The organism is Staphylococcus sp. TCBT05, from assembly GCF_055179755.1.
The window spans coordinates 818,422-842,981 of sequence record NZ_JBUQDQ010000005.1 but is presented as its reverse complement, the minus strand read 5'-3'; the positions used below and the strand labels follow the sequence as shown (position 1 = coordinate 842,981).

Annotated in this window: 22 protein-coding genes; 2 read left to right on the top strand and 20 right to left on the bottom strand. The window is 34.5% G+C overall.

Annotated elements, in window-relative coordinates:
• Positions 1–6: 6 nt before the first annotated feature.
• The 15 genes from ACY191_RS03745 to ACY191_RS03675 all read right to left on the bottom strand — a co-directional run bounded on the left by ACY191_RS03745 (position 7) and on the right by ACY191_RS03675 (position 17,792).
• Positions 7–984 carry an alpha/beta hydrolase gene (locus ACY191_RS03745; protein WP_229366537.1) on the bottom strand — a complete coding sequence of 326 codons (978 nt, stop codon included), beginning with the start codon at positions 982–984 and terminating at the stop codon, positions 7–9.
• A 108-nt stretch (positions 985–1,092) separates the two neighbouring features.
• Positions 1,093–1,611: a GNAT family N-acetyltransferase gene (locus tag ACY191_RS03740; RefSeq protein WP_042740339.1), complete on the bottom strand. Its 519-nt coding sequence runs from the start codon at positions 1,609–1,611 to the stop codon at positions 1,093–1,095.
• Positions 1,612–1,812: 201 nt separating this feature from the next.
• On the bottom strand, positions 1,813–2,139 hold the full coding sequence (locus tag ACY191_RS03735) for a thioredoxin family protein (RefSeq protein ID WP_042740340.1): 327 nt from the start codon (positions 2,137–2,139) through the stop codon (positions 1,813–1,815).
• A gap of 144 nt (positions 2,140–2,283) precedes the next feature.
• Positions 2,284–3,258, bottom strand: coding sequence for a D-cysteine desulfhydrase family protein (locus ACY191_RS03730; protein ID WP_229366536.1), 975 nt, complete (start codon positions 3,256–3,258; stop codon positions 2,284–2,286).
• A gap of 103 nt (positions 3,259–3,361) precedes the next feature.
• Complete coding sequence (locus ACY191_RS03725) at positions 3,362–3,916, bottom strand: GNAT family N-acetyltransferase (RefSeq protein WP_107512121.1); 555 nt, start codon at positions 3,914–3,916, stop codon at positions 3,362–3,364.
• Between the two features lie 498 nt (positions 3,917–4,414).
• Positions 4,415–6,460, bottom strand: coding sequence for a glucose-specific PTS transporter subunit IIBC (gene ptsG / locus ACY191_RS03720; protein WP_229366535.1), 2,046 nt, complete (start codon positions 6,458–6,460; stop codon positions 4,415–4,417).
• Positions 6,461–6,689: 229 nt separating this feature from the next.
• Positions 6,690–8,084 carry a YfcC family protein gene (locus ACY191_RS03715; RefSeq protein ID WP_229366534.1) on the bottom strand — a complete coding sequence of 465 codons (1,395 nt, stop codon included), beginning with the start codon at positions 8,082–8,084 and terminating at the stop codon, positions 6,690–6,692.
• A gap of 161 nt (positions 8,085–8,245) precedes the next feature.
• On the bottom strand, positions 8,246–9,988 hold the full coding sequence (locus ACY191_RS03710) for a pyruvate oxidase (protein ID WP_042740345.1): 1,743 nt from the start codon (positions 9,986–9,988) through the stop codon (positions 8,246–8,248).
• 76 nt (positions 9,989–10,064) lie between these two features.
• Positions 10,065–10,751, bottom strand: coding sequence for an LrgB family protein (locus ACY191_RS03705; protein ID WP_042740346.1), 687 nt, complete (start codon positions 10,749–10,751; stop codon positions 10,065–10,067).
• On the bottom strand, positions 10,752–11,138 hold the full coding sequence (locus tag ACY191_RS03700; protein WP_042740347.1) for a CidA/LrgA family protein: 387 nt from the start codon (positions 11,136–11,138) through the stop codon (positions 10,752–10,754). It abuts the gene before it with no gap.
• A gap of 243 nt (positions 11,139–11,381) precedes the next feature.
• Positions 11,382–12,257 (bottom strand): cidABC operon transcriptional activator CidR, encoded by an 876-nt coding sequence (gene cidR, locus ACY191_RS03695; RefSeq protein ID WP_042740348.1) that lies wholly within the window; start codon positions 12,255–12,257, stop codon positions 11,382–11,384.
• Between the two features lie 272 nt (positions 12,258–12,529).
• Positions 12,530–13,993 carry a Na+/H+ antiporter NhaC gene (nhaC, locus tag ACY191_RS03690; RefSeq protein ID WP_229366533.1) on the bottom strand — a complete coding sequence of 488 codons (1,464 nt, stop codon included), beginning with the start codon at positions 13,991–13,993 and terminating at the stop codon, positions 12,530–12,532.
• A gap of 236 nt (positions 13,994–14,229) precedes the next feature.
• Positions 14,230–15,201: an SMP-30/gluconolactonase/LRE family protein gene (locus ACY191_RS03685; protein ID WP_107641717.1), complete on the bottom strand. Its 972-nt coding sequence runs from the start codon at positions 15,199–15,201 to the stop codon at positions 14,230–14,232.
• A gap of 156 nt (positions 15,202–15,357) precedes the next feature.
• Positions 15,358–16,638, bottom strand: a complete 1,281-nt coding sequence (locus tag ACY191_RS03680; RefSeq protein WP_042740351.1) for a hydroxymethylglutaryl-CoA reductase, degradative — start codon at positions 16,636–16,638, stop codon at positions 15,358–15,360.
• Complete coding sequence (locus ACY191_RS03675; protein WP_042740352.1) at positions 16,638–17,792, bottom strand: thiolase family protein; 1,155 nt, start codon at positions 17,790–17,792, stop codon at positions 16,638–16,640. The genes ACY191_RS03680 and ACY191_RS03675 overlap by 1 nt, the downstream gene beginning before the upstream one ends.
• A 103-nt stretch (positions 17,793–17,895) precedes the next feature.
• Between ACY191_RS03675 and ACY191_RS03670 the strand changes: the two genes are divergently transcribed.
• Positions 17,896–19,065 carry a hydroxymethylglutaryl-CoA synthase gene (locus tag ACY191_RS03670; protein WP_042740353.1) on the top strand — a complete coding sequence of 390 codons (1,170 nt, stop codon included), beginning with the start codon at positions 17,896–17,898 and terminating at the stop codon, positions 19,063–19,065.
• 185 nt (positions 19,066–19,250) lie between these two features.
• On the opposite strand, the gene ACY191_RS03665 is transcribed toward ACY191_RS03670, so the two are convergent.
• Entirely contained in the window at positions 19,251–19,784 is a 534-nt protein-coding gene (locus tag ACY191_RS03665) for a methylated-DNA--[protein]-cysteine S-methyltransferase (RefSeq protein WP_229366532.1), read from the bottom strand.
• A gap of 114 nt (positions 19,785–19,898) precedes the next feature.
• On the opposite strand from ACY191_RS03665, the gene ACY191_RS03660 reads away from it, so the two are divergent.
• Positions 19,899–20,189 carry a YrhK family protein gene (locus ACY191_RS03660; RefSeq protein ID WP_042740355.1) on the top strand — a complete coding sequence of 97 codons (291 nt, stop codon included), beginning with the start codon at positions 19,899–19,901 and terminating at the stop codon, positions 20,187–20,189.
• A 101-nt stretch (positions 20,190–20,290) separates the two neighbouring features.
• Here the strand turns inward: ACY191_RS03660 and ACY191_RS03655 are convergent, their stop codons facing one another.
• The 4 genes from ACY191_RS03655 to ACY191_RS03640 form a co-directional block, all read right to left on the bottom strand.
• A complete protein-coding gene (locus ACY191_RS03655) occupies positions 20,291–21,697 on the bottom strand; it encodes an MFS transporter (protein WP_042740356.1) in 1,407 nt (468 codons plus the stop codon).
• 242 nt (positions 21,698–21,939) lie between these two features.
• Positions 21,940–22,635, bottom strand: a complete 696-nt coding sequence (locus ACY191_RS03650) for an alpha/beta hydrolase (RefSeq protein ID WP_229366531.1) — start codon at positions 22,633–22,635, stop codon at positions 21,940–21,942.
• A gap of 42 nt (positions 22,636–22,677) precedes the next feature.
• The gene (locus ACY191_RS03645) at positions 22,678–23,142 is read right to left on the bottom strand and encodes a hypothetical protein (protein ID WP_229366530.1); all 465 of its coding nucleotides are present in this window, start codon (positions 23,140–23,142) and stop codon (positions 22,678–22,680) included.
• A gap of 225 nt (positions 23,143–23,367) precedes the next feature.
• Positions 23,368–24,543, bottom strand: a complete 1,176-nt coding sequence (locus tag ACY191_RS03640; RefSeq protein WP_229366529.1) for an amidohydrolase — start codon at positions 24,541–24,543, stop codon at positions 23,368–23,370.
• Between the last annotated feature and the right edge of the window lie 17 nt (positions 24,544–24,560).

The window sequence follows — 24,560 nt, the reverse complement described above, 5'->3', positions numbered from 1 at the left end:
ATTCAATTATCGCTTCAATATTCGCTTTAATTTATTAATTGTTTGTCGGCGTTCAGGTATATTAAAAATAGGATAAATATGAAATTGATTATATCCAACAATAAATTCATGTTCGATGTTATTGTGATTTAACTTTGTCGATAGCCTCAACGCATCTGGATAAAGTAACTCTTTTGTACCAATTACTAATGTAATGTGACCTAATCCAGTCATATCTCCATTTATTGGTGACAATATACTATGTTCTAGTGGAAGCGTTGCTGCCCATTGTTTCAAGAAATAATTTAACCCTTGTATACCTAATAACGGATCAACAGTTTCATATTCAATCGTTGCTGAATGATTGAATGTTGCATCAAGAACAGGAGATATTAATACTATATTATCCGGTTGTCTCATGTCTTTATACTTCAGTAACTGTGCAAAGGCTAAAGCAATTTGTCCACCAGCAGAATCGCCCATTAGAATAATGCGAGAACAGTCTTGAGCTTGATATGTGTCTAGTATACGCTCATAAATAGCAGTGATAAGTTTAAACGTCGCACGATAATCCGCATGAGGTACTTTCTGGTATATTGGCATTATAATGGTAGCTGATAATTCACTGGCTAATTGATCAACAAATTCAAAATGGCCTTGCAGTGGATCTTTAAACCAAGCACCACCGTGAATATATAATACAATATCTTGCGCATCATCCGGTTGCTGATTAATTATGTAAGTTGTAGTATCATTCTGGTCACATCTTTCTACTGTATTCTCAAATTGATGTTTCGGTTGCTGATGCAATCCTTTCGTTTCATATTGAGTGACAGATTGTGCACGCTGCGCCCCTTCAACTGTCGAAAATGTCAATTTACTTCTTGTCATTTTGAATACCTGTTCAATGAGAAAGCTTTTGTAACTTCTCTTCTCCTTAATCTTAGCATAAGCAAAGGTAGCACCAATGGTTATCAATGGTACAAGCATTATTTTTTTCAGCATATTATCGCCTCCTTTTCCAATCATAATGAATTAATATTTATTTGAAAAAGGTTTTGTTTTATAAAATTATGTATTAAGCATAACGTACAAAGTGCTTCAATGTAGAAATTACCAAACTATGCCATTATCTCCATCTATACCTTCATTTAATAACTTTGCCATATACAATTCATCAAAGTAATGTTCGTCCATAAATATAGATTGACGTTTGATACCTTCTATCTTAAATCCTAACTTTTCATAAAAGTTCACTGCGGGGGTATTCGTCGTTATCACAGTTAATTCTAATCTTCTCAAACCCTTACGTTCAGCCCATTTCAATGTTTCCTCAAACATCTGTGTGGCATATCCACGTTTACGATAATCATTCATCATTCCAATAACAATATAACCAATGTGCTTTATTTTAGAAACTGTACTAATATGAACCATTAAATATCCTACAATATCATTGTTATCTGTTTTCACACCGATAAAAAAGTTTAATTTAAGCTCTTCTGCTAACTTTTCTTGATTAAAATTTCTTTCATCGGGCAAATACAGCATAAATTGTGACTCTTTATCAATTTGTTTCATACAACGATATAGCGCTTCAGCTTCGTCGGGACATATTCGCTCAATTCTCATACAATTAACCTCCCCCTATTGATTATCACTATAATACAATATTTCATTTAATAAAGATACAACTTATTTAATGAAACCATCTTTTATTTTGCACAACATTTATAGCTAGCACTTTACATAAAGAAAGCTTCTCCAACGAACCATGCCAACTGAGTGATTGTTCGTCAAAGAAGCATCCATACTTCCTTCTATATTCATTTTTCACGCTATACTTTGATACATTAAGTTTAATTGCTTTTCAAATAATTGCATATCAATAAATCTTCCCTGCCTATGCATTTCTTTGCCTTCTAAATATATTAAATCAACAGGTACAGTGAAGATATTTAATTCACCTGCAATGGCTTCTAATTCACTCTGATTAATTACGCCTAGAACTACGCCTGGATACTCTTCGACTAAACCTCTGATCTGTGGTAATACAGCATGACACACACTACAATTATCTCTCATAACATGTATGACAGCTAGTTTATGCGTATGAACAAAATCCTGATATGCTGCAATTGTTGACAATAATTGCTCCACTTATGACCACCTTCCTTACCACATAAAGTGTATCTCATTATGAAACATTGTCCTATAAAATAGCAATCAATTTGCTTTTTTATAGTCTTTTCAATTTAGCTTTATATTCTATCTAAAATTCAAATATATTTTACATTGGTCAACTTAATCTTGGTTACTAATCATGTGTTGAATGCGTTGTCTTGTCTCTTCTGTATAGCCCTGTAGACCACCAGTATGAATAAATAATATGTGCTCTTGATTATTATAGTTTCCTTGCTTTATCTCGGAGATTAAACCACGAAAGGCTTTACCAGTATAAGTAGGATCAAAAATAATCCCCTCTTGTTGCGCAATTTCAACATAGAATGCTAATTCTTCATCCGTAGCTTGACCATATCCTAAACCAATATAATGATCATTAATATTTATTGAATAGAATGATGTTACTGATTTATCTATATCATGTATGATTTCTTTCACTTTATCGGTAAAGGCAGGCGCACTTTGATCGACTGCATAACCAATCACTTTTGTCTGCTCATTATGTACGTTGTTCCCATACCACAAGCCTGCATATGTACCACCTGAACCTACTGCTACATTGATAGAGTCAAAATGAATATTCATCGTTTGTTGTTGTTTAAGTATTTCCTCATATGCATTGATATATCCATGAGTACCAATCCAATCCGAGGCACCTACGGGTATAATCAACGGATGTTTACCCTCAGACTTTAATTGATGATACAGTTCATCCATTGTATCTTCTCTCGAAGTGTCAGCACTGATTTGATGAATTTTTGCACCGAGCATCGTACCTAAAAATAAATTACCTTCGAAAATAGCTGCATCTCCTCGTAATACCAAATGACACTCTAGATTGTATTTAGCACATAATGCTGCTGTTGCGCGGGCATGATTTGAAGTAATAGCTCCCGTTGTAATAACTGTGTCATATCCATTATCAAACACATATTGAATCGTATATTCTAGCTTTCTGACTTTATTTCCAGATATTTCTGTTCCCGTATAGTCATCACGTTTTACATAAATTTGCTTTCCTAATGTACTACTTAATTGGTCTAGTTTTTGAATAGGTGTATTTAAATTCGCTATATTTAACTTTCTTTGTAACATTGGTCATCCCACCTTCGATTATTTTTGTTCCATTAAATCATTACTACAACGAGTTAAAACTTTAGAACACTTAACATGTAAAATACTTCTGCATGAGCAATGATCATTGCTTGTTATAATCGCGCTTTAATAATGAATAACGATTCATATCTCTGTATGCCTCACCATCAAACATATCTTCTAAGTCTGTTCCAACATAAGAGAAACCAACCTTTTCCGCGACTTTATTACTAGCAATATTGCGTACATCTGCCTTGATAGTTAATTTATTCAAGCCAAATACTTCAAAGGCAAGATAGCACAAATGTTGAACACATTGCGTCGTTATTTGACGACCTGCGTAATTTTCCGCAATCCAATAACCAATTTCCGCCTTTTTATGTTGCATTTGAATCTTATGCAAATCAATTGTACCTATCAATTCATCTTCAAAATAAATAAGATACAATCGACCTTTATTTTGTGCTTGATGATTTAGCATCATTGTTAAATATTGTTGCTCATCTTCAATCGTCATATCCTCTTGAATAAAATCTAGAAAGGTTACTAAATGTTGATAGTTTGATTTTATTGTATTGTACAAAGCTTCTGCCATATATAATTCTGGCTGTACAAGTTTAATTTGAGGTGTAACATTTATCGCTAGCTGATACTCCATATAATCACCCTTTTTTTCTATTTATTTCATAGTAGATATAAATTCAGAATTTTTCAACATTTAATTTGGACGAAGTATGCATTGTTGAAATTAGCTATTTAAAGTTATCATTTTCAGAGATAAACATTTCAGTTTCCACCAGTAGCGTTAATTGAGACATATTATAAATTTTTATACATCAGACGCCTCGTGCCTCGTTAATTTTGTTTAGTGGCGTTTATTAAATGATACGATCGAGTCTTATTTTTTAGTAATAAGATAAAAGCACTGTGTATGGTTTGCGAGACATCTATGTGAGTAAGGTGAGTGTCGACATGAGACTCGACCCAACTTCCTAGACGAGCAAGCAATAATAATACGAAGTATTGATATAAATTAACAAGCCCCTCAAAGATTTTTGATCTTTGAGGGGCTTTATGCTGGTTAAATATGTCCCAGACTCTAAATTATATCTTTGATACTGTCTTACTATAATCTAACAGTAAGTAAATGTTTTGATTATCTCACAGTAATCAACAAGTCACCACTTGTTACATATTCCACATCTTGAACTTTAAAGTTACGCTCTTCTAAGTTTGTTAATATTAACGGTGTCACAATACTTGGTGCGTGTTCTTTAATATAATCAAGGTCCACTTTCATAATTGGCTGACCTTTTTTAATATGTTCATCTGTTGCTACTAAGCTTTCAAATCCTTTACCTTCTAGCTTAACTGTATCTATTCCAATATGAATTAATAGTTCTAATCCATCTTCTGAAATTAACCCTATCGCATGTTTTGTTGGGAATATTGTCTTAACAGTACCATTAAATGGTGCAACAATCGTGCCATCCTCTGGAATAAAGCCTAAACCTTCGCCCATCATTTTTTGTGCAAATACCTGATCCGGCACTTCACTTAAAGGTACGATTTTACCAGTACCAGGGGCAAATACTTCTATCAATGTCTGTTTATCGGCTGTATCTTGATTATCTGCTGCTGGTACTTGTACTACATCATCATCTGTAACCGTTGTTTCACTTGGTTTCGTGATTTCACCACTCATAATCATTGACATGTCATGCTTGATTTGATCTGATTTAGGACCGAAAATAGCTTGCATATTATTTCCAACCTCAAGTACTCCAGATGCACCTAGTTGCTTTAATGCTTCAACGTTTACAGCTGACTTATCATTCACTTCAACTCTTAAACGTGTGATACAAGCATCTAAATGTTTAATATTAGATTTTCCACCCATAGCATCTAAGACTTTAAACGGCAGATCATTTTTCGCTACACTGTTACTTTGCATATCTTTATCTTCTCGGCCTGGTGTTTTATAGTTGAATTTCTTAATAATAAATCTAAAGATAAAGTAGTATAATACGCCATACACAAGACCAACAGGTATAACAAGCCACCATGCTGTTTTATTTGGCATAATATTTAATAATAAAAAGTCTATAAAGCCACCTGAGAATGTATAACCTAGATATACATGAAGTACATACATAATTAAGAAACTCAAACCATCGAGCACTGCATGAATAAAGAATAATAATGGTGCTACAAATAAGAATGAGAATTCTAATGGTTCTGTAATACCTGTTAAGAATGACGTTAAAGCACCTGAAAGCATTAAACCTCCGACTACTTTACGATTTTCTTTTTTAGCAGAATGATAAATTGCTAAGGCCGCTGCTGGTAAACCAAACATCATAACAGGGAATTCCCCACCCATAAATTTACCTGCAGTCAATGGTACATTGTCTCTAATTTGCTCTATAAATATACGCTGATCACCATGAATGATTTGACCTGCTGCATTTTTATAACTACCAAATTCAAACCAGAATGGTGCATGGAAAATATGATGCAAGCCAAATGGAATGAGTAAACGTTTGATAAACCCAAATAAGAATACGGCTAAACCTGTATTTGAATCAAGTAATCCTTCACTAAAGGCATTTAAGCCAGTTTGAATAAACGGCCAAATTACTCCCATTGGAAATGCTAAGATAAACGAACATGTTGCCATCATAATTGGTACAAAACGTTTACCAGCAAAGAATCCTAAATAACTCGGTAGCGATATATTATAGAATTTGTTGTAACACCATGCAGCTAGTGCCCCGACGATAATACCGCCAAACACCCCTGTTTGTAATGTCGGTATACCCAACACACTAGCATAACCACTTGCAGTGTCATTAACATTTTCAGGTGTAATATGCAAAAATGCACCCATTGTCTTATTCATAACAATAAATCCAACAAAGGCAGCAATAGCTGCTACACCATCACCACTCGCTAAACCAATGGCTACACCGAGCGCAAAGATAATCGGTAAATTATCAAAGATTATCCCACCGGCACCTTCCATCATTTGAGCTACATTTTGAAAACCTTCCGCTTTAATAAATGGTAAATAAGACTGTAAAAACTCTCCTTGAAAAGCTGTTCCAAGTGCTAGTAATAGACCAGCAGCTGGAAGAATTGCAACAGGTAACATCAATGCCTTCCCAATTCGTTGCAATTGTCCAAAAAGCTTCTTAAACATGAATAACATCCCTTCTTAATTCATTTATTACGCGTTATAAGCATATAAAAAAGGCATGAACAAACAAGACTATACATTTCCATAGTCATTTCGTTTGCTCATGCCTGCATCACCAGTAACACGCAATATGATATTGTATTTAAAATCATTATATAATGAAAGCGCTATTTCGACAATATCTTTTTTCATATTTAAAGAAAAATTTCTTACATTCATACAACAATGCAGTTTAATACCCTAATAACAATGCAAGTGTCATTGCTACACTACAAACAACCACCCAAAGTAGTATGAGCTTCCAAGCAAACTTTAACCATTGTATATACGTAATCTTGCCTACTGCTAACGCCCCCATCAAAATGGCTGATGTTGGAAATAATACATTACTAATCGCATCACCATATTGAAAGGCCAAAACTGTAAGTTGTCTATTGATTTCCAACAAATCGGAAATTGGAACCATTAACGGCATCGTTGTTAATGCTTGACCAGACCCGGAAGGAATAAAGAAGTTTAATAAAAATTGTAATACAAACATCATCAATATCACTATTGTTGGATGTACGCCATGTAACAATAATGTCATACCATGAACTATAGAATCTATGATATGGCCATTTTCTAATATGACGATAATACCTTTTGCAAAACCAACGATCATAGCACCAAATAAGATGTCTTTCATCCCTTCAATCATTGCGTCGAAGGTCCCATTTACGCCCAAACCACCAACAAATCCTGCTAATAAACCTGCTAGAATAAAGTTTGCACTCATTTCATTAAATGACCACCCGAAAGAAAATATACCGTAAACATTTAACAAGATGGTTGCAACAATAAAAAGTAGACCAAGCGCTTGTCTCTTACAAAAACGAGACTGCTCGACCGTCGTTTGTACTGACCTTTCTTTCTGCTCTAATTCATAAACGATACTTTTAGACATGTCATTTTTCACCCGGCGACCATATAACATAACGACAGATATCGCTACAAGTAACACCACAATATAAATCACTGTTCGTAATCCCCAACCTGAAAACATAGGCAATTCTGCTACAGATTGTGCAACACCAACGGTAAATGGATTGAGCATGCCTCCTAAAAATCCACTTGCGGCACCAAGTATAACCATTGAAACGCCAGTCATTGCATCATACCCCAATGTTCGTGCAATAATAATGCCTATTGGCACAAATATGATTGTTTCTTCCGCTAATCCAATTGTAAATCCTAATATTGAAAATATGAGCATCGTTAACGGAATCATCAGCACTTTAAATCTACCCAATATTTGCATCGCTGTGTTGACACCATTTTCAAATGCACCAGTCTTATGAACTATTCCAAACGCGCCACCAACTAAAAAGATATAAAATACAATTTCGCCACCACTAATAAGCCCTTCTGGTATTGCACGAAATATATCAAAAAATGATACACCATGCTGATTAATCTCATGGTATGTACCTGATACCACTAATGTTTGTCCATCCTTTTTCTCTCTATCATATGCACCGGCAGGTATAATATAAGTTAATACACTTGCACAGACAATAATAGATAATAGTAGCGCATAAGTATGTGGTGTTTTAATATGTTTCAATTGTTTAATTCGTTTTGTCATTGTGAATAAACATCCCCTTCAATACATCACATATGTAATTTTACTATATATCAATAACCTATTTTCCGGGAAATATTCAATTACCTTAATTTCATATAAAAAACAACCCGAAATAAGCTCGTTGCTCATTTCGGGTTGTTGATTGATTACTATTTAAATGATTAGAAGAAACGTCTCATTGCAGTAGACATTGGTGGTAATTCATCAAAGTCTAATTTTTTATCTTCTGTGATTGATCTATACGCCCATTTACCATAATTAATTGCTTCATCTTTAACAATTTTACCTGGTAATGGTGCTGCAGTTGGATCAACATATACATTGACAATTGTTGGTTTGTCTTGTGACATTGCATCTTCAACAACTTCATCGATTCGATGTGGGTCAGTTAATGTATAACCGACACCGCCACAACTTTCAGCAAATTTTGCTAAATCAATGTCTGTAAAGTCAATAGCATATTCTAATTCACCTGCTGCTTGTTGCTCGTATTTAATAAATGACAATTGTTGATTATTTAAGACAAAGATTGTCATCGGTAAGTCATATTGAACTGCAGTGGCAAAGTCTTGCATTACCATTTCAAAGCCACCGTCACCTGCAATACCTACGACTTGGCGATTTGGATATGCACGTTTAGCAGCAATTGCACCTGGTAATGCACAACCCATTGTACCTAACCAACTTGAAATAATAAATTTATTATTAACAGTTAAATCTAAATAACGTGTTGACCAAACTGTAGATGTACCAACATCTATAGAGAAGATTGCATCATCTGTTCTGACTTTATTAATCGCATCCATTAAGCGCTCTGGACGAATTGGACTGCTTTCATCTTGTTTATCTGCAGTCATCCAAGAGTCCCACGTAGCCTTACGTTCTAATGTTTTATTTAAGAAATCTCTATTAGAAACAAACTTCACAGAATCTGTAAGTTGTTGTAAAGCATATTTACTGTCTCCAATTATACCTACATTAATGTCAAAGCGATGTCCAATTGCTTCCGGATTTGTATCAATTTGAATTGCTTTGATATTTTTCTTAGGTAAATAATCTACATATGGATAATTTGTACCTACCATAATTAATAAATCTGCTTCTTGAATCGTTTGATAAGATGTTTTAGTCCCTATTTTACCTAAATTACCAATATTATATGGATGTGCATCAGGTAAAATTCCTTTTGCAGGTAATGTGATAATTGAAGGGATTTTTACCGCTTCGATAAATTCACGTACTTCATCTTTAGCATGTTTAGCACCAGTACCGATTAACATAACTGGTCGTTTACTCTTATTGATTAATTTAGTTGCTTTTTTAATACTTCTAGGTTTAGGTGCAATACGTGCTGGTGGAGCAGTATCAACTGGTGTATTGGTATTGTCTTTAACCTTATTAGTTAACAAGTTATTTGGCAAGATAAGTACTGCCACACCTTTTTTCTCGTAAGCTGTACGAATCGCTTCATTAACAATGCCAAAGATATCTTTATCATTTTCTGAAATTTGGCGATTATACACAGCTACATCTTCAACCATTTTACTAATATCAGTTTCTTGGAATGCTTTAGTACCTAATGCTGTGCTATTTGTTTGTCCTGATAAAATCAATTGTGGCACATTATCCATCTTGGCATCATACATACCATTTAATAAATGAACAATACCAGGTCCACCAATACTTAAAGCGACCCCAATTTTCCCTGTTAATTTTGTATAACTAGCTGCAGCTAAACTTGCAACTTCTTCGTGTCTTACATGTACAAACTCAATATTTTCTCTCACTGTTCTTAAACTGTCTACGACAGCATCTATTGAATCTCCTGGAATACCATATAAGTGATCAATATCCCAAGCTTGTAACGCTTTAACTAATGCATGATTTGCTTTAATTTTTGCCATTTTAAAATAGCCCCTTTCAAACATTTCACTATATATTTTTAATTTCCATAATTCAAAAATCTAAAAAACGATTACTCTAATATAAGAAAAGGATGAGTATTGGTAACAACACTGAGCTCATCACTGCAGTTAAAATCATACCTATTGAGCTAAATGCACCTGATTCTAGATCCATTTCTAATGCCTTTGCCGTACCAAATGCATGTGACGCATTTCCATATGTTAAACCTTTAGCTATTGATGTTTCAAATCTGCCGAATCTTAACAAATAAGAACCCACAATACTGCCAATCAAACCAGTTGCAACGATAAACATAACGGTAATCGTGTCTATACCACCGAGTTGATGAGATACTTCAATACCTACTGCTGCAGTCATAGATCTTGGCAACATTGTAACTATCACTTCTTTAGAATAGCCAAATAGTTTAAGAATACTATATACAAATATGAAATTTAATAACACTGCTGCGAGTACACTACTAACAATTATCTTTAAATGGGCCATTATCTTTTGACGGTTTTGATAAAGAGGAAAAGCAAGGCATACAACCGTACAATTTAGAAGATAATTGATCCATTGTCCACCGACCATATAATCTTGATAACCTTCATTTGATAATAATAGTACGATGATGATGCCTATGGATGATATTAATGCTGGATTTAAAAATGGACTTTTGTATCGTTGTTGTAATTTCTTGGCGCCGATATACATGATTACAGTTAATACAATCATGAAAATTGTTTTTAGTATTAACATCTAATTTTGTCCATTCCCGTATCTTGTGATTTTAACCATTTTTTCAGCAATAAACCCTGAAATTAATGCCACACAACATGTTCCAAATATTACCATTGTAAAGAACAACACGAAGTTAACATCAATTTCCGACACAACATCCATGACACCTACCACTGAAGGTATAAAGAAAAACACCATAAATGTTAAAAAGAAGTTAGCACCATCATTCACCCATTTAGATGGTATAACTTTAAATTGTAATAATAAGAAAAATAAAAATAAACCTACAATACTACCTGCGATGGGGATGTGTAACACTTGTTGTAGCACATTGCCCAAATAAGTAATAACCATTATGACCATGATTTGCATCAGTGTTCTAATAACTTTGCGTGCGATATGCAATACTCATCATTCCTTTAGAACAGTTTCACGAACTGTTATTTTTGTTTACATATATAAGTATAAGTGAGAATCACTCATAATAAAAATATTGATTTTTAATATAAAGTATTACTTTTTTCTATGGAAACGCTTTACATTATAGTTATTTATAATATGAATTTATTACATTAAAAAAAGCCCCATCGACTTTTCAGTTGTCGATAGAGCTATCATTCAATAATCTATTCTATATTATGTCACGCATTATAAATGTAATTTCATAAAATCTATCCACTGTCTTGTGGCATGACTTAAATATTTATCCTTTTTCCAAATAACTCCTAATTCCCAACGCATGGATTGATCTACAATTTTTATATTTTTAAAATTGTTATCAAGCATATTCACAATATTTTCTGGCAATATACTTACACCAAGGTGCGCACTTAATAAATTTTCTATAAAGTTCCACTGCGAAATCTTGGAAATTGTATTAGGGATAAACCCTGCATTTTTAGCTGCTTCAATAATTTTATCATTTAAATAGAAATCTTCATTAAATAAAATAAAGTCTTCATCTTTTAACATGTGCATTTCAATCTCGTCGTAACGTGCTAGCTCATGTTCCTTATTCAGTACGAGACGTAAATCTTCTTGATAAAGTGGTATTGAATGAAATATCGTTTTATCTACGGGTAATGTTGTTATACCTATATCAATTTCATCATTAATAAGTTGTGTTTCAATCATTTTTCCGCCATTTTCAACTAGGTTATATGTTACATTTGGATATTGTTGATGGAATTGTCCTAAAATATGGATAAATTGATTCATATTCATTACAGCAGATAATCCAATGCTAATATGTCCTGTCTCTAAACCAAGTAAGCTATTAATCTCCTTGGGTAAATCATTATAAAGCGTCAATATTTCTTTACATTTTTGAAAGAATATTTTACCCGCATCCGTTAATACCAATTGACGTTTACTTCTGTCAAATAGTGGCATATTAAGTTCTTTCTCTAAATCTTTGATCGCCTTACTGATTGTCGGTTGTGCAATATATAATGATTTAGACGCATTTGTCATGCCATCTTGATTTACCACTTCAACAAAGTATTTCATTTGCTTAATATCCATAGTATGTCTCCCCTAATCCAAACAAAGTGAAAGCTTGATTATCAGTAGTATAACACTGATTGAGCTGTGACAAAAAAAGATAGACACCCGGCATAGTCATTCGGACTCAATGATTCAGACTCAATGATTCAGACTTAACGCATACACATCCTACAATATTGAACAGTAAGCCATTAATATTATGACCATATTCACATATTGATTCGCATATGTTGTCTTATCATGCCGATAGACTTTAACGAGTGTCTAAAGTATGCTTTAACAAAGTGTAATTAAACTAACTCTGTTCCTTTAGTATTATTTAATGATTTTCCATCATTATCATCGTCTAATTTAATAATTTTAAAGCCAATATAACCAAATATAATAGATATAATAGGCACAGTATAATTTAAGATAGCATAAGGTGCATATTCCATAACTGAAACACCTAATGTCGAAGCGATAAACACACCACAAGTATTCCATGGCGCAAATACAGACGTCAGTGTCCCTCCATCTTCTAATGCTCTTGATAAGTTCTTTGGATGTAATCCCTTCTCTTTAAACGTACTTGCATACATGCGAGAAGGTACAATGATTGATATATATTGTTCTGAGCATGTAAAGTTTGTTCCTATGCATGACACAATTACTGACGCAATAAGTGATCCCGTCGATTTTGCAAACTTTAAGATTACAGAAATCAATGCTGCAAGCATACCGGAATATTCCAATACTCCACCAAATGTCATTGCAACAAGCGTTAATGATATCGTGTAGAACATTGACTCCAAACCACCACGGTTAAACAATTCATCGACTAACTTATTACCTGAATCAATCGTATAACCCGTTTGTAAGGCTGTTAATGCTTCCGTTAAGCTGCCACCTTGAATAAAGATTTGTGCAAAGAATCCTAGAATAATACCTACGACAATGGCTGGTATTGCTGGAACTTTAACTACGACAAGTCCAATTACAATAAGTGGAATTAATAATAACCATGGCGTAATTACGAATTGATCTTGCATTGTATGTAATATTTTGTCGATATTTTTAGTATCAAAATGCTTAGCACCAAATTGTTGACCAATAAAGAAAAAGGCAATCAACGTAATTATCAACGCAGGAATTGTTGTATAAAGCATGTGTTTAATGTGATCAAATAAATCTACATCACTTAGACCTGAAGCCAAATTGGTAGTGTCTGACAGTGGACTCATTTTATCACCAAAATACGAACCACAAATGACCGCACCGGCAACCATCCCAGGTGATATTCCCATACTAATACCAATCCCCATAGAAGCTACACCAACTGTTGCCATAGTCGACCAACTACTACCAATAGCTAAAGCCACAATTCCACATAGAATAACGACCACCGTTAAAAAGTATCTAGGATCAATTAATTGTAAACCGTAATAAATCATCGTAGCTACAACACCGCTACCAATCCATGAACCGATGATCAAACCAACTAAGATAATAATAACGATCGCTGGCAAAGCATGACGTATCCCCTTATACATCATTTCTTCCACTTCTTCAAATGCATAACCGTGTAACATAGTGACAATAATAGCAACTGCAGTTCCAATCATGAGTGGAATGTGGGGTTCCTTCTCAAGTACAGCAACTGTAAATAACATGCAAGCTATCATTATTGCTAATGTAAATACTGCAGCAGTAATCCCTATTTCTTTTTTCGTAGTGACTTTGTCTTGTTCAGTTCCTTTTTTCTTATTAAACATTAACAGCGCCTCCCTTTGTTAAATAAATAATACCCAAAAAAGAAAGCGCTTTCAACAACATATTTATCTTTTATCTGTATTTTATTCAGCACTAATTATCATTGAACATAATATATTCTATATAATTTGTACTTTATATTTTCAGCTTTTACCAATCTTTAATTGAAAGCATTAAATCTTAAAAATCGCTAGCGACAAGTAACATTCCGAACGCTAACGATCTATGAATAGTTATCTTAATGAAATTGGTAACTATGATGACCTTTGGCAAAACCTTTAGCTGTATATATCCAAGATGCGCCACCATTTTCAATATCATTTGAACAAATCAGCAACTGATCTGTACCAGGGATAAATGCAGGATGTGTTGAACGTAACATCTTCCCACTATCTCTACCTGGAATTAATATTTGGCCTATAGGGTAACCTTTAGGATTAAAAACTAACACACGTCCTTGACCATACATCGCAACATATAAATTATCATCTGCATCTATACAACAAGAGTCTGGTCCTTCATGCCCTGTAAAATGATAAGGGATTGATGCGCCAAACGGTGCAATTGTGACACCATCTTCTAATAAATCGACTCTATGCAAACGATTCGCATTCGTCTCAGTTACCCATAGAGTACGCTCATCCGTGCTCAATGCAATACCATTTGCTACTGCAAGATTTAACAGAACAGGTGTCACACTTTTATATTCAGGATCGACGTAATAAACGCCACCTTTTGGATTTGTCGAATAGCCCCTAAAATCAGTAAAATAAAAACCACCTTTACTATCAAATACTAAGTCATCGACACAGTATTCCGTTTCAATATCCGAAATAATCATTTGTTGTTGTTCACCGTTAGCATCGACCGCATAAATACCACCTGAACTTTCAAAATCTCCTAAATAACATACAAACAATCGACCATCTTTATGAATTTTGACTGCAGCAGGATTTTGTTTATTAGCAGTAAAATGTGCTTTTACTTTCTTTTCAGGCATTTCAACTTTAAAGATAGTCCCTCCAAAAACCTCACACAACATTAAATCTCCTTGACGATCAAAACATAGTCCTTCTAATTGTAAACCATCATCAGAAATTTTCACCCATGGTTCTGCAGTAACAGTTTGTAAGTATTGTTCGTGTGCTTGTAAAGGAACTGCAGTAGCTGCTGCACCCGTATAATTTAACTTTGGAATTTCATTTGTCATGCTTATTCCTCCTCAAATAGTATCCTCACTTATTATATGATAACGCTTACTTTATTTGTAGTAATACTATAAAAAAAGCCTAAAGCCAGTTATCATCTATAATAAAGTACATCGTACTTCAAATCTGATACTAGCGTTTAGACTATATTATATTTATTATTGATGCGTTCTAATGTCAGCTAATAATTGCTCGGCAACTGCCGTATTGGCTTGTGGCTGTTGCTTTAACAACTGAGCAACTTGTTCAATTTCTGCACCTTGTGCGCCAACTACGATAGCTAACGACTTAAATTGCAAACTCATATGTCCTTGTTGGATCCCTTCAGATACAAGTGCTCGACAAGCTGAGAAATTCTGTGCAAGTCCAACTGCTGCAACAACATGACCTAATTCTTTAGCTGAGGTTACTTTCATTAAATCTAATGCCGCCTTTGCAACGGGTAATACTTTCGTACCTCCACCAACGGTTGCTAATGTCATTGGAACTTCGATTGTGCCGATTAATTTTTGACGTTGCTCATCATATTCCCATGTAGCAATACCTCGATATTGACCATCTTTACTAGCATAAGCATGTGCGCTAGCTTCAGCTCCTCTTGTATCATTACCTGTAGCTAACACTACTGCATGAATTCCATTCATAACACCTTTATTATGTGTAGCAGCACGATGAATATCCACTTGTGCTAAGACAGAAGCTCGTTCCATGCGTTTTGCAACAACGTGTCCGTCTCGATCACCCTTTGTCAAAGCATCGACGTCAATTTCACCTTGCACTTTCACAACTGATGCTGTCGCATGGTTTGACAGTATACTCATTAAAATATCTATATCTGACAATTCATTATTCAAGTAGGCCGTAATACCTTCCAAAATAGTATTTAGCATATTAGCGCCCATTGCATCTTGTGTATCAACATATACCTTTAATGACAATAATTGCGCTTCTGCAAAGGTATCAATTTCTATTTTATGATACCCACCGCCACGCTTTAAAATAGATGGATAAGATTCATCAGCAATTTGCTTAATCTTCGGTTCTAATTCTTGTAATTTGTTGGCTAATGCTGTTGTATCAGTAACGCCATCAAATACGATTTGACCTATCATCAAGCGCTCACTAGCTACAACTTTAAACCCACCAGTCTGATTTACTAACTTTGCACCATAACTTGCTGCTGCAACAACTGACGGTTCCTCTACCATCATTGGCACGACATATGATTTACCATCGACAATAATTTCCGGCAATAAACCTACTGGTAATGCACCTTGTCCAATTACATTTTCAATTAAACTATCAGCGATTTCCTCGGAAATTAATGGATCATGTAAAAACATATCCCGATTCTCTTCACTTAACCAGCCTTTAGTAACCAATTCCTCTAATTTTTCTTTACGTGACAAATGACGAAATGTCTTGCCTAAGCTTTCCATCATTTATCCCCCTTCTCAATCAACATAGCGATACCTAAGCCCCCACCAATACAAGCCGTTGCAACACCTGTTTGCTTTTGCTCTTGTGCTAAAGCGTTCACTAAAGTTGTTACTAATCTTGTGCCACTCGCACCAATTGGATGACCTAAAGCAATTGCACCACCATATAAATTAAGTTTTTCTTCAGGAATATTTAAATTCTTTGTTACAGGAATACTTTGTGCTGCAAATGCTTCTGTCATTTCAACTATATCAACTTCATCAATATCTCTATCAGCTTTATTTAATAGTTGTGTGACAGCATGATATGGTGCATAACCCATAAATTCTGGATCACAACCAATTTCTGCATGTTCACCAACATAAGCTAGTATTTCAAAACCTTCTTGTTTTGCGTAATCTGCATCCATAAGTATCACTGTTGACGCACCATCATTGATACTTGAAGCATTGCCACCTGTTACAGTTCCATCTTCTTTAAAGATTGTTTTTAATGTCGCTAATTTCTCTATACTACTATTGCCTCTAATACCTTCATCTGTCGTCATCCATTCACCGTCTATATCTTTTAACGGTACAATTTCGTTGTCGAACTTCCCTGATAATGTTGCTTCATGTGCTTTTCTTTGAGATTCGTTAGCAAATGCATCTTGTTGTTCTCTTGTCACATCATATTTCTCTGCTATTTTCTCTGCAGTGATGCCCATTGGTACATCCATAAAAGCATCTGTTAAACCATCATGCATAAAGCTTGCTACAGGTGTTTCATCATCGTTTAGTATTAACTTAGGTGCATTAGTCATACTTTCTACACCGCCTACAGCAACGACCTTGGCTTCTCCCAATTGAATGAGCTGTTTACCCAAGATAATCGATTTCAGTCCCGAACCACACACTTCATTAATTGTCATCGCTGGTACAGTATTCGGGATACCAGCATTTATACTAATTTGGCGTGCTGGATTTTGCCCACTACCACTTTGCAATACATTTCCGTAAATGACTTGATCTACGATTTCCGGATTAATTTCAACCGCTTTCATAGCTGCTTCTAATGTTTTAGTACCAAGCTCTACAGCTGAATAATTGCTTAACTTCCCTTTATATCTCCCGATTGGTGTACGCTTTGCGCTAACAATAGCTATATTATTCATTATAAATCTCCTTTGTAACTATTTTTAAATTATTGTATTTTCTTCGTTTGATTTGGTATGATACAATTGCTTATTTATATACAGAAAGGTGTCGATACGCTTTATGACAGTTGGTATTGATCAAATTAATTTTTATGTTCCAAAATTTTATGTAGACATGGCCAAACTTGCCGAAGCTCGTCAAGTTGATCCAAATAAATTTTTACTCGGTATTGGGCAAACTGAAATGTCAGTAAGTCCTATGAGCCAAGATATCGTGTCTATGGGTGCAAATGCTGCCAAAGAAATCATCACGGATGAAGACAAAAAACAAATTAGCATGGTTATTGTTGCAACAGAATCTGCTATTGATTCGGCTAAAGCATCTGCAGTCCAAATACATAACTTGCTAGGTATACAACCATTCGCACGTTGTATTGAAATGAAAGAAGCTTGTTACGCTGCAACGCCAGCAATTCAGTTAGCTAAAGATTATTTAGCTCAACGTCCAGACGAAAAAGTATTAGTCATCGCCAGTGATACTGCACGATATGGTTTAAATTCTGGTGGTGAGCCTACACAAGGTGCAGGTGCTGTTGCCATGATAATATCACAAAATCCACGTATTCTTGAACTAAATGATGATGCAGTTGCATTTACTGAAGATGTATATGATTTCTGGCGTCCAAGTGGCCAACCTTATCCACTTGTTGATGGTGCATTATCAAAAGATGCTTACATTCATTCTTTCCAAGAAAGTTGGAATGAATATGCACGCCGTCACAATAAATCGCTCAGTGATTTTTCATCATTGTGCTTCCATGTTCCATTTACAAAAATGGGTAAAAAAGCACTTGATTCTATTCTAACAGATGACATTGACGAAGATACAAAAGAACGTTTAACTACTGGCTACGATGCAGCAACATATTATAACCGCTATGTAGGTAATATTTACACTGGTTCTTTATATCTCAGCCTCATTTCATTATTAGAAACTCATAACCTTTCTGCTGGTGAAAACATTGGTTTATTCAGTTACGGTTCTGGTTCAGTCGGTGAATTCTTTAGCGGAAAATTAGTAGAAGGCTACCAAAATGCTTTAGATATTCAAGGCCATAAAGATTTATTAAATAACCGTACTGAGATTTCAGTAGATACGTATGAAACATTCTTCAAACGTTTTGACAATTTAGAATTTGATCATAAAACTGAATTAGATAATGAACAAAATAGTATTTTCTACTTAGATAGCATCAATGATCATATCCGTAACTATAATACCTTAAATTAATGCTTAAATCACTTAATCTTATCCTGTGAATTAAGATTGTGATAAATTATTTAGGACAGATACTTACGAAAACTAAATGCATAAAAATTCGCCGCTACATGCTCATAAACATTTTGAGCTAAGCGGCTTTTTTATTTTTCTGCTACTTGCACTTAATACTAATGACAGTATACAAATTTAGTACATCATGGTTTGGTACTAAATTTAGGTCTATAGTAATTAGCCATATTCATTTGTTCAATTTTAAACAAGGCTATTTTAGTGTCTATTCCGCCTCCGTATCCCGTTAGATTTCCATCTTTTCCTACCACTCTATGACATGGAATAATAATAGAAATTGGATTACTACCAACGGCACCGCCAACAGCCTGAGAAGACATCTTCTCCTTGCCTAGTTGTCGTGCAATGTCTTGTGCAATATCTCCATAAGTAACGGTCTCGCCATATGGTATTTTAAGCAACAAATTCCAAACTCGCTTTCGAAATTCCGTTCCTTCAGGAGCTAATGGAAAGTTTATCTCTGGATTATTTCCTGAGAAATAGTCATTTAACCAATTGCTTACCTTATCAAATACAGGTAGCTCAGCCTCTCTTAATGTTTCATTATATTGTTGTTCAAAGTCTTTATGCTTTGGCAACCACAATCCAGTTAGATTAGTACCATCAGACGTTAAAGCAATACGCCCAATTGGTGATTCATAATATGTTTTATAATGCATAGCACACCCTCATTTCATTCCCCAATTATTAATATCATCATAATGCTCACAGCGTTTGATGTAAACTAATTGAGGGAACGATTGCTATATCTCAAAGAAAAGAGGGATGCTCAAATGCCAAGTAAAAATAAGTTGAACAAACTAAATAGAAACGCCACAAATCCTGATCTTAACTTTAATCATCATACACAACCTACACGGCTTACAATGATTTATAAAGCTCTTTATCAATTAAATGATGTTATTTTAGGATTAGTCTTTTTAGTTGGTAGTTTGCTCTTTTTCAATAGTGCAACAACCTTTAGCGGAACCGTACTCTTTGTCATAGGGAGTATTCAAATGACCATTCGACCTCTAATTGCTTTTGCTCATGATGTACACTTAGCATTTAAATACAAATCATAAACAAAACAAAAGGTTGAACATTATTCATTGTCTAAATCGTCTGTTACATCATGTGTTAACATCCATTTAGTTACAACTCATTGTTCAACCTTTGATACTAACTATCTACTATTTATAACCGACCCCTTCACTGACCGTGTTGGTATCACAATTGCACTTGCACAAACTGCTCCAAAGATAAGCATACTACCTACAATAAAACCAACTCCCGCCGCTACATGTACGCTATATCCTCCTTGCATCACACCAGTAAAAAGAGAAGTCATAATCGCAATACCAAATGCACCACCTAACGTCGACCCCATCTTAAAAATTCCGGATGCTACTCCAACCTTATCCGGGTCAGTCGTTGATACTGCTGTACTCAATGCTGGCGTAGCAAATAGACCTGTCCCTGCACCAAACAGTACAGAAGCAATCAATGCTAATACAATATATTGTGTAGCGTTTAAAAAGGTACAACTAAATAATATAACACCTAAAGCAGTCAATATCGGTCCTACAATCATTGCACGTTTCGCACCAAAGCGCTTGATACTTTTTTCTCCTAACCGTATGACAATGAGTAAAGCAATCAAATAAGGCAATGTAATTAATCCAGCATATAAAGGACTTAAGTGAATTCCAGATTGGATATACATATTTAACAACGCAATCACACCAACCCCTGTATTTAACAAGAAGTTTGCAATCACTGCGCCAATATATGGCTTATTCTTAAATAGTTGTAGATTGATGAATGGCGTCGACTGTCGTTGTTCAACATAATAAAATAAATAACCACAAATAATAAATACCCCTATACATATGAAGGTAATTGCGCTCAACCAACCAATCTTATAGCCTTGCGTAATCACGAAACTTATACTCGCAATCATCACAATAAATAATACTAAGCCTTTGATGTCAAATTTGGTTACTTTAGCGTGTTTTTCAAACTGCTGGTTAGATAAATTTTTAAATAAAAACAAGGCACATACCGAGACAATAATCGAAATCATAAATATCGCTTGCCAATTAAAAAATGTTGCAATTGCCCCTGCGAAAAATGAAGAAAGTCCTGTACCGCCAAATGCACCTATTGACCAAAAGCTTAAAGCACGTTGTCTTGAAGCACCTTCAAAGTAATAATTGACCATCGATATTGTTGCTGGCATTAAAATTGCTGCTGACAATCCTTGAATCATTCTTCCAACTAACAACAGCACAACACTATTTGTAATGATTAACATTAATGAACCAACTATACTTAATACTAATGCAATGCGTGTCATCTTTAACATACCGTATCTGTCTGAAATATTACCTGCGACAACCATAAATACCCCTGTCACAAATGAAGTAAGGCTGATAGAAATATTCACTATATCTGGAGAAGTGCTGACAGTCCCTTGTACTTTTGGTCCAATATTAAGAAATGACTGCGCAAATAACCAATAGGTCAAAATTGCCAGTACAATACCTAACAATAATTGCTGCTCACTTATATTTTTGTTTTGCTGTTTCATAAAGTATCCCCCACCCTTAGTAAAATAGTTAAAACAAAAAGTCGTTGAACATAAAATAAAAACGAGGTTGTGAACTGTAATGTTTCTCAACCTCGAACTTTTATTACTATATTGCATTATTAATGCAATGCAATTCAACTTATACTTATACTTTTTACCTTAGCACTATTCATACTAAAAAGTGTTTATTTACAACTTAGTTTCAGGTGCTATAAACAATCAACAGCAATATTTTTACAAAATCAGTATATTTTTTTAATTGCCTTAGCAAAATACTTTTTAAAGAAATGATCCCTATGCAGTCCTTTTCTATTTTGGATAAACTGCAATGTCGTTTCTTCAGATATCAATAGTTCATCTAATATATCAACGCCACGTTCTGTATTTGGTACCATATAACGATTTAGATGTGTGCTATCTATACCTTCAAGCGCACCGACATACCAATAGATATGTTGTGTTGTTTCAATAATCGTTTGATGTCGCATAAATGAAATGAAATTCGGATACCAAATTGAAGGAGATAATAATATATAGTGACCGAATACATCATGATATTTAAATAAAGCATATAAGGAAACCAATCCTCCAAATGAAGCACCAGCTATACCGATTTCCTCTCTCTTATCAGATATATTAAAGCATTTTCTCATATAAGGAATGAGTGATTGTACAATCCAATTTAAATAAGCATCGGCTTCACCAAGATAATGCTTGCTAGATACCTCTTCTGGCCACGGTGTGTATTCCGCCGTTCTATCATGAGGTAATACCCCTACGAAAATAACTTCTGCTTCAACATCCTTAAATAAATAATCACCATCTTGTACAATAAGGAGTGGATAGTTTCGAGTTGAATTATTAAAATAACTTTTCGGCAACTTTACCTTGAGCTCAAAGCTATCGTAACAAAGATTTAACTTTCTCATATTCATCATTATCGCCTACTTCCCTCTCTGCTATCCTACTCACTATTTATATCATTGAAAATTATATAACTTAATATCATTTTCCTTGGCATATTCTAAAGCAAGTATTTCAAGCAGATTTATTAGTGCTGGATTCCCTTTAACTTTAATGTATTGAAACTTTAATTGATAATCTTCCGCTCTAAAATCCTTCGACTCAATTTCAGTAATATTTTGTTGTTCTAAAAATGCTTTTCTAAATTTAGCTGTACCTGCTTCTGATCTCGAATTAAATTGCGCTAATTTGTCGTTTAAATCCTTTTGCGTCAATTTATATCCTGTCATATAACCTCCGGCTTGCCCGACAAACAATGGCTGCTTATTATTAAAAATAACAAATACACCTTTTTGTTCCTTCACTTTACTTCTACTATCCTGATCAAACTTTAATGCTTTAGATTTATCGTATTTAAATAACTTTTTTAACGATTTATTATATGTTTCAAGCAAACTTGTCAGTTTCTTATCTCCATTCATCTTCCATCATCCTTTGAATAAATTCTTATTAGTTTATATATACACTCAAATATACAATATTAAACTAGATGGAAGATACACCCGCGTTGATGTATAAGCATAACAAATAACCCTAATTACTATTTAGAAATGACATTAAATATTCACCTCTTATAAAATGTTCACCTTAACAAAAATAGGTTGAGACATTATGCCCCAACCCTTGTTTCTAATATTTACAATTGATTATTTCAAGTAATTTAATACAGTTAAGCCAACCGCTTCAGCAGCAACTCTCATAGATGACTCACTGATATTAAATTTCGGATGATGATGCGGGTAAATCTTGCCATCCTCAGGTGCAGCACCAGCATAGATAAATGCACTAGGTAGTTCTTTCGCATAATATGCAAAGTCTTCTGATGGTGGTTGTGCTTCACATCGTTCAACGTTCTTGATAGCATCCGTTTCTGCATTATTAATAGAGTCTACTACAAATGTTGTAAATTCAGGGTCATTATATAACGCTGGATAATCATCGTGATATTCTAATTCACAAGTCACTCCAAACATTGCCTCTAAACCTGTAGATAAGCGATGTACTTCATTTTTAATTGTTTGCTTTGTTTCATCTGTTAAAGCACGTACATCCCCTTCGATTTCAACACTGTCTTTGATTACATTAAATTGCCCTTTACCATCGAATGAACCTATCGTTACTACACCTGTTTCAAACGGATTTAAACGACGAGATACAATTGTTTGTAATACAGATACAAAATGCGCACCTGCTACAATCGCATCATTAGCAGAATGAGGTGAAGAACCATGTCCTCCTTGACCAATGACTTTCAATTTAAAGAAGTCTCTGCCTGTTTGGACATTTTTTTCACGATAATATATATTACCTGCTTCCATGTTACTCATCACATGTAAGCCTAACACATGATCAACACCATCTAACACGCCATCTTTAATCATACCTTGTGCGCCACCTGGTGGTACTTCTTCGGCAGGTTGATGTATGATAACTACTTTACCTTTAAACTCGTCTTTTAGTTCAATTAAAGTTTCAGCCAAGATCAACATATATGCCGTATGTGCATCATGACCACACGCATGCATAACGCCCTGTGTTTTCGATGCAAAGGATAGACCTGTTTGCTCTTCAATTGGTAATGCATCAAAATCAGCACGAATCGCAATCGTCTTTCCTACCTTACCACTATCTATCGTTACTTTAACGCCATTTGGACCCACATTCGTTTCAACTTTACAATCTTTATCCTTGTAAAAATCAGCGATATATTTCGGTGTTGCTTCCTCGTGAAATGACAGTTCAGGATGTTGATGTAAATATCTTCGTATATCTATCATACGTTGTTCTTTAGTTTTTAATTTTTCTATTAATGCATTCATCATAGTGCATTCCTCCTATA

What these genes read in the sequence shown, in the direction of transcription:
- ACY191_RS03685 (WP_107641717.1), bottom strand. Translation starts at nt 15,201, where the DNA reads ATGACAAATGAAATTCCAAAGTTAAATTATACGGGTGCAGCAGCTACT.
- ACY191_RS03650 (WP_229366531.1), bottom strand. Translation starts at nt 22,635, where the DNA reads ATGATGAATATGAGAAAGTTAAATCTTTGTTACGATAGCTTTGAGCTC.
- ACY191_RS03640 (WP_229366529.1), bottom strand. Translation starts at nt 24,543, where the DNA reads ATGATGAATGCATTAATAGAAAAATTAAAAACTAAAGAACAACGTATG.
- ACY191_RS03670 (WP_042740353.1), top strand. Translation starts at nt 17,896, where the DNA reads ATGACAGTTGGTATTGATCAAATTAATTTTTATGTTCCAAAATTTTAT.
- nhaC (WP_229366533.1), bottom strand. Translation starts at nt 13,993, where the DNA reads ATGTTTAATAAGAAAAAAGGAACTGAACAAGACAAAGTCACTACGAAA.
- ACY191_RS03680 (WP_042740351.1), bottom strand. Translation starts at nt 16,638, where the DNA reads ATGGAAAGCTTAGGCAAGACATTTCGTCATTTGTCACGTAAAGAAAAA.
- ACY191_RS03645 (WP_229366530.1), bottom strand. Translation starts at nt 23,142, where the DNA reads ATGAATGGAGATAAGAAACTGACAAGTTTGCTTGAAACATATAATAAA.
- ACY191_RS03660 (WP_042740355.1), top strand. Translation starts at nt 19,899, where the DNA reads ATGCCAAGTAAAAATAAGTTGAACAAACTAAATAGAAACGCCACAAAT.
- ACY191_RS03655 (WP_042740356.1), bottom strand. Translation starts at nt 21,697, where the DNA reads ATGAAACAGCAAAACAAAAATATAAGTGAGCAGCAATTATTGTTAGGT.
- ACY191_RS03725 (WP_107512121.1), bottom strand. Translation starts at nt 3,916, where the DNA reads ATGGAGTATCAGCTAGCGATAAATGTTACACCTCAAATTAAACTTGTA.
- cidR (WP_042740348.1), bottom strand. Translation starts at nt 12,257, where the DNA reads ATGGATATTAAGCAAATGAAATACTTTGTTGAAGTGGTAAATCAAGAT.
- ACY191_RS03730 (WP_229366536.1), bottom strand. Translation starts at nt 3,258, where the DNA reads ATGTTACAAAGAAAGTTAAATATAGCGAATTTAAATACACCTATTCAA.
- ACY191_RS03665 (WP_229366532.1), bottom strand. Translation starts at nt 19,784, where the DNA reads ATGCATTATAAAACATATTATGAATCACCAATTGGGCGTATTGCTTTA.
- ACY191_RS03740 (WP_042740339.1), bottom strand. Translation starts at nt 1,611, where the DNA reads ATGAGAATTGAGCGAATATGTCCCGACGAAGCTGAAGCGCTATATCGT.
- ACY191_RS03745 (WP_229366537.1), bottom strand. Translation starts at nt 984, where the DNA reads ATGCTGAAAAAAATAATGCTTGTACCATTGATAACCATTGGTGCTACC.
- ACY191_RS03715 (WP_229366534.1), bottom strand. Translation starts at nt 8,084, where the DNA reads ATGACAAAACGAATTAAACAATTGAAACATATTAAAACACCACATACT.
- ACY191_RS03705 (WP_042740346.1), bottom strand. Translation starts at nt 10,751, where the DNA reads ATGTTAATACTAAAAACAATTTTCATGATTGTATTAACTGTAATCATG.
- ACY191_RS03710 (WP_042740345.1), bottom strand. Translation starts at nt 9,988, where the DNA reads ATGGCAAAAATTAAAGCAAATCATGCATTAGTTAAAGCGTTACAAGCT.
- ACY191_RS03675 (WP_042740352.1), bottom strand. Translation starts at nt 17,792, where the DNA reads ATGAATAATATAGCTATTGTTAGCGCAAAGCGTACACCAATCGGGAGA.
- ptsG (WP_229366535.1), bottom strand. Translation starts at nt 6,460, where the DNA reads ATGTTTAAGAAGCTTTTTGGACAATTGCAACGAATTGGGAAGGCATTG.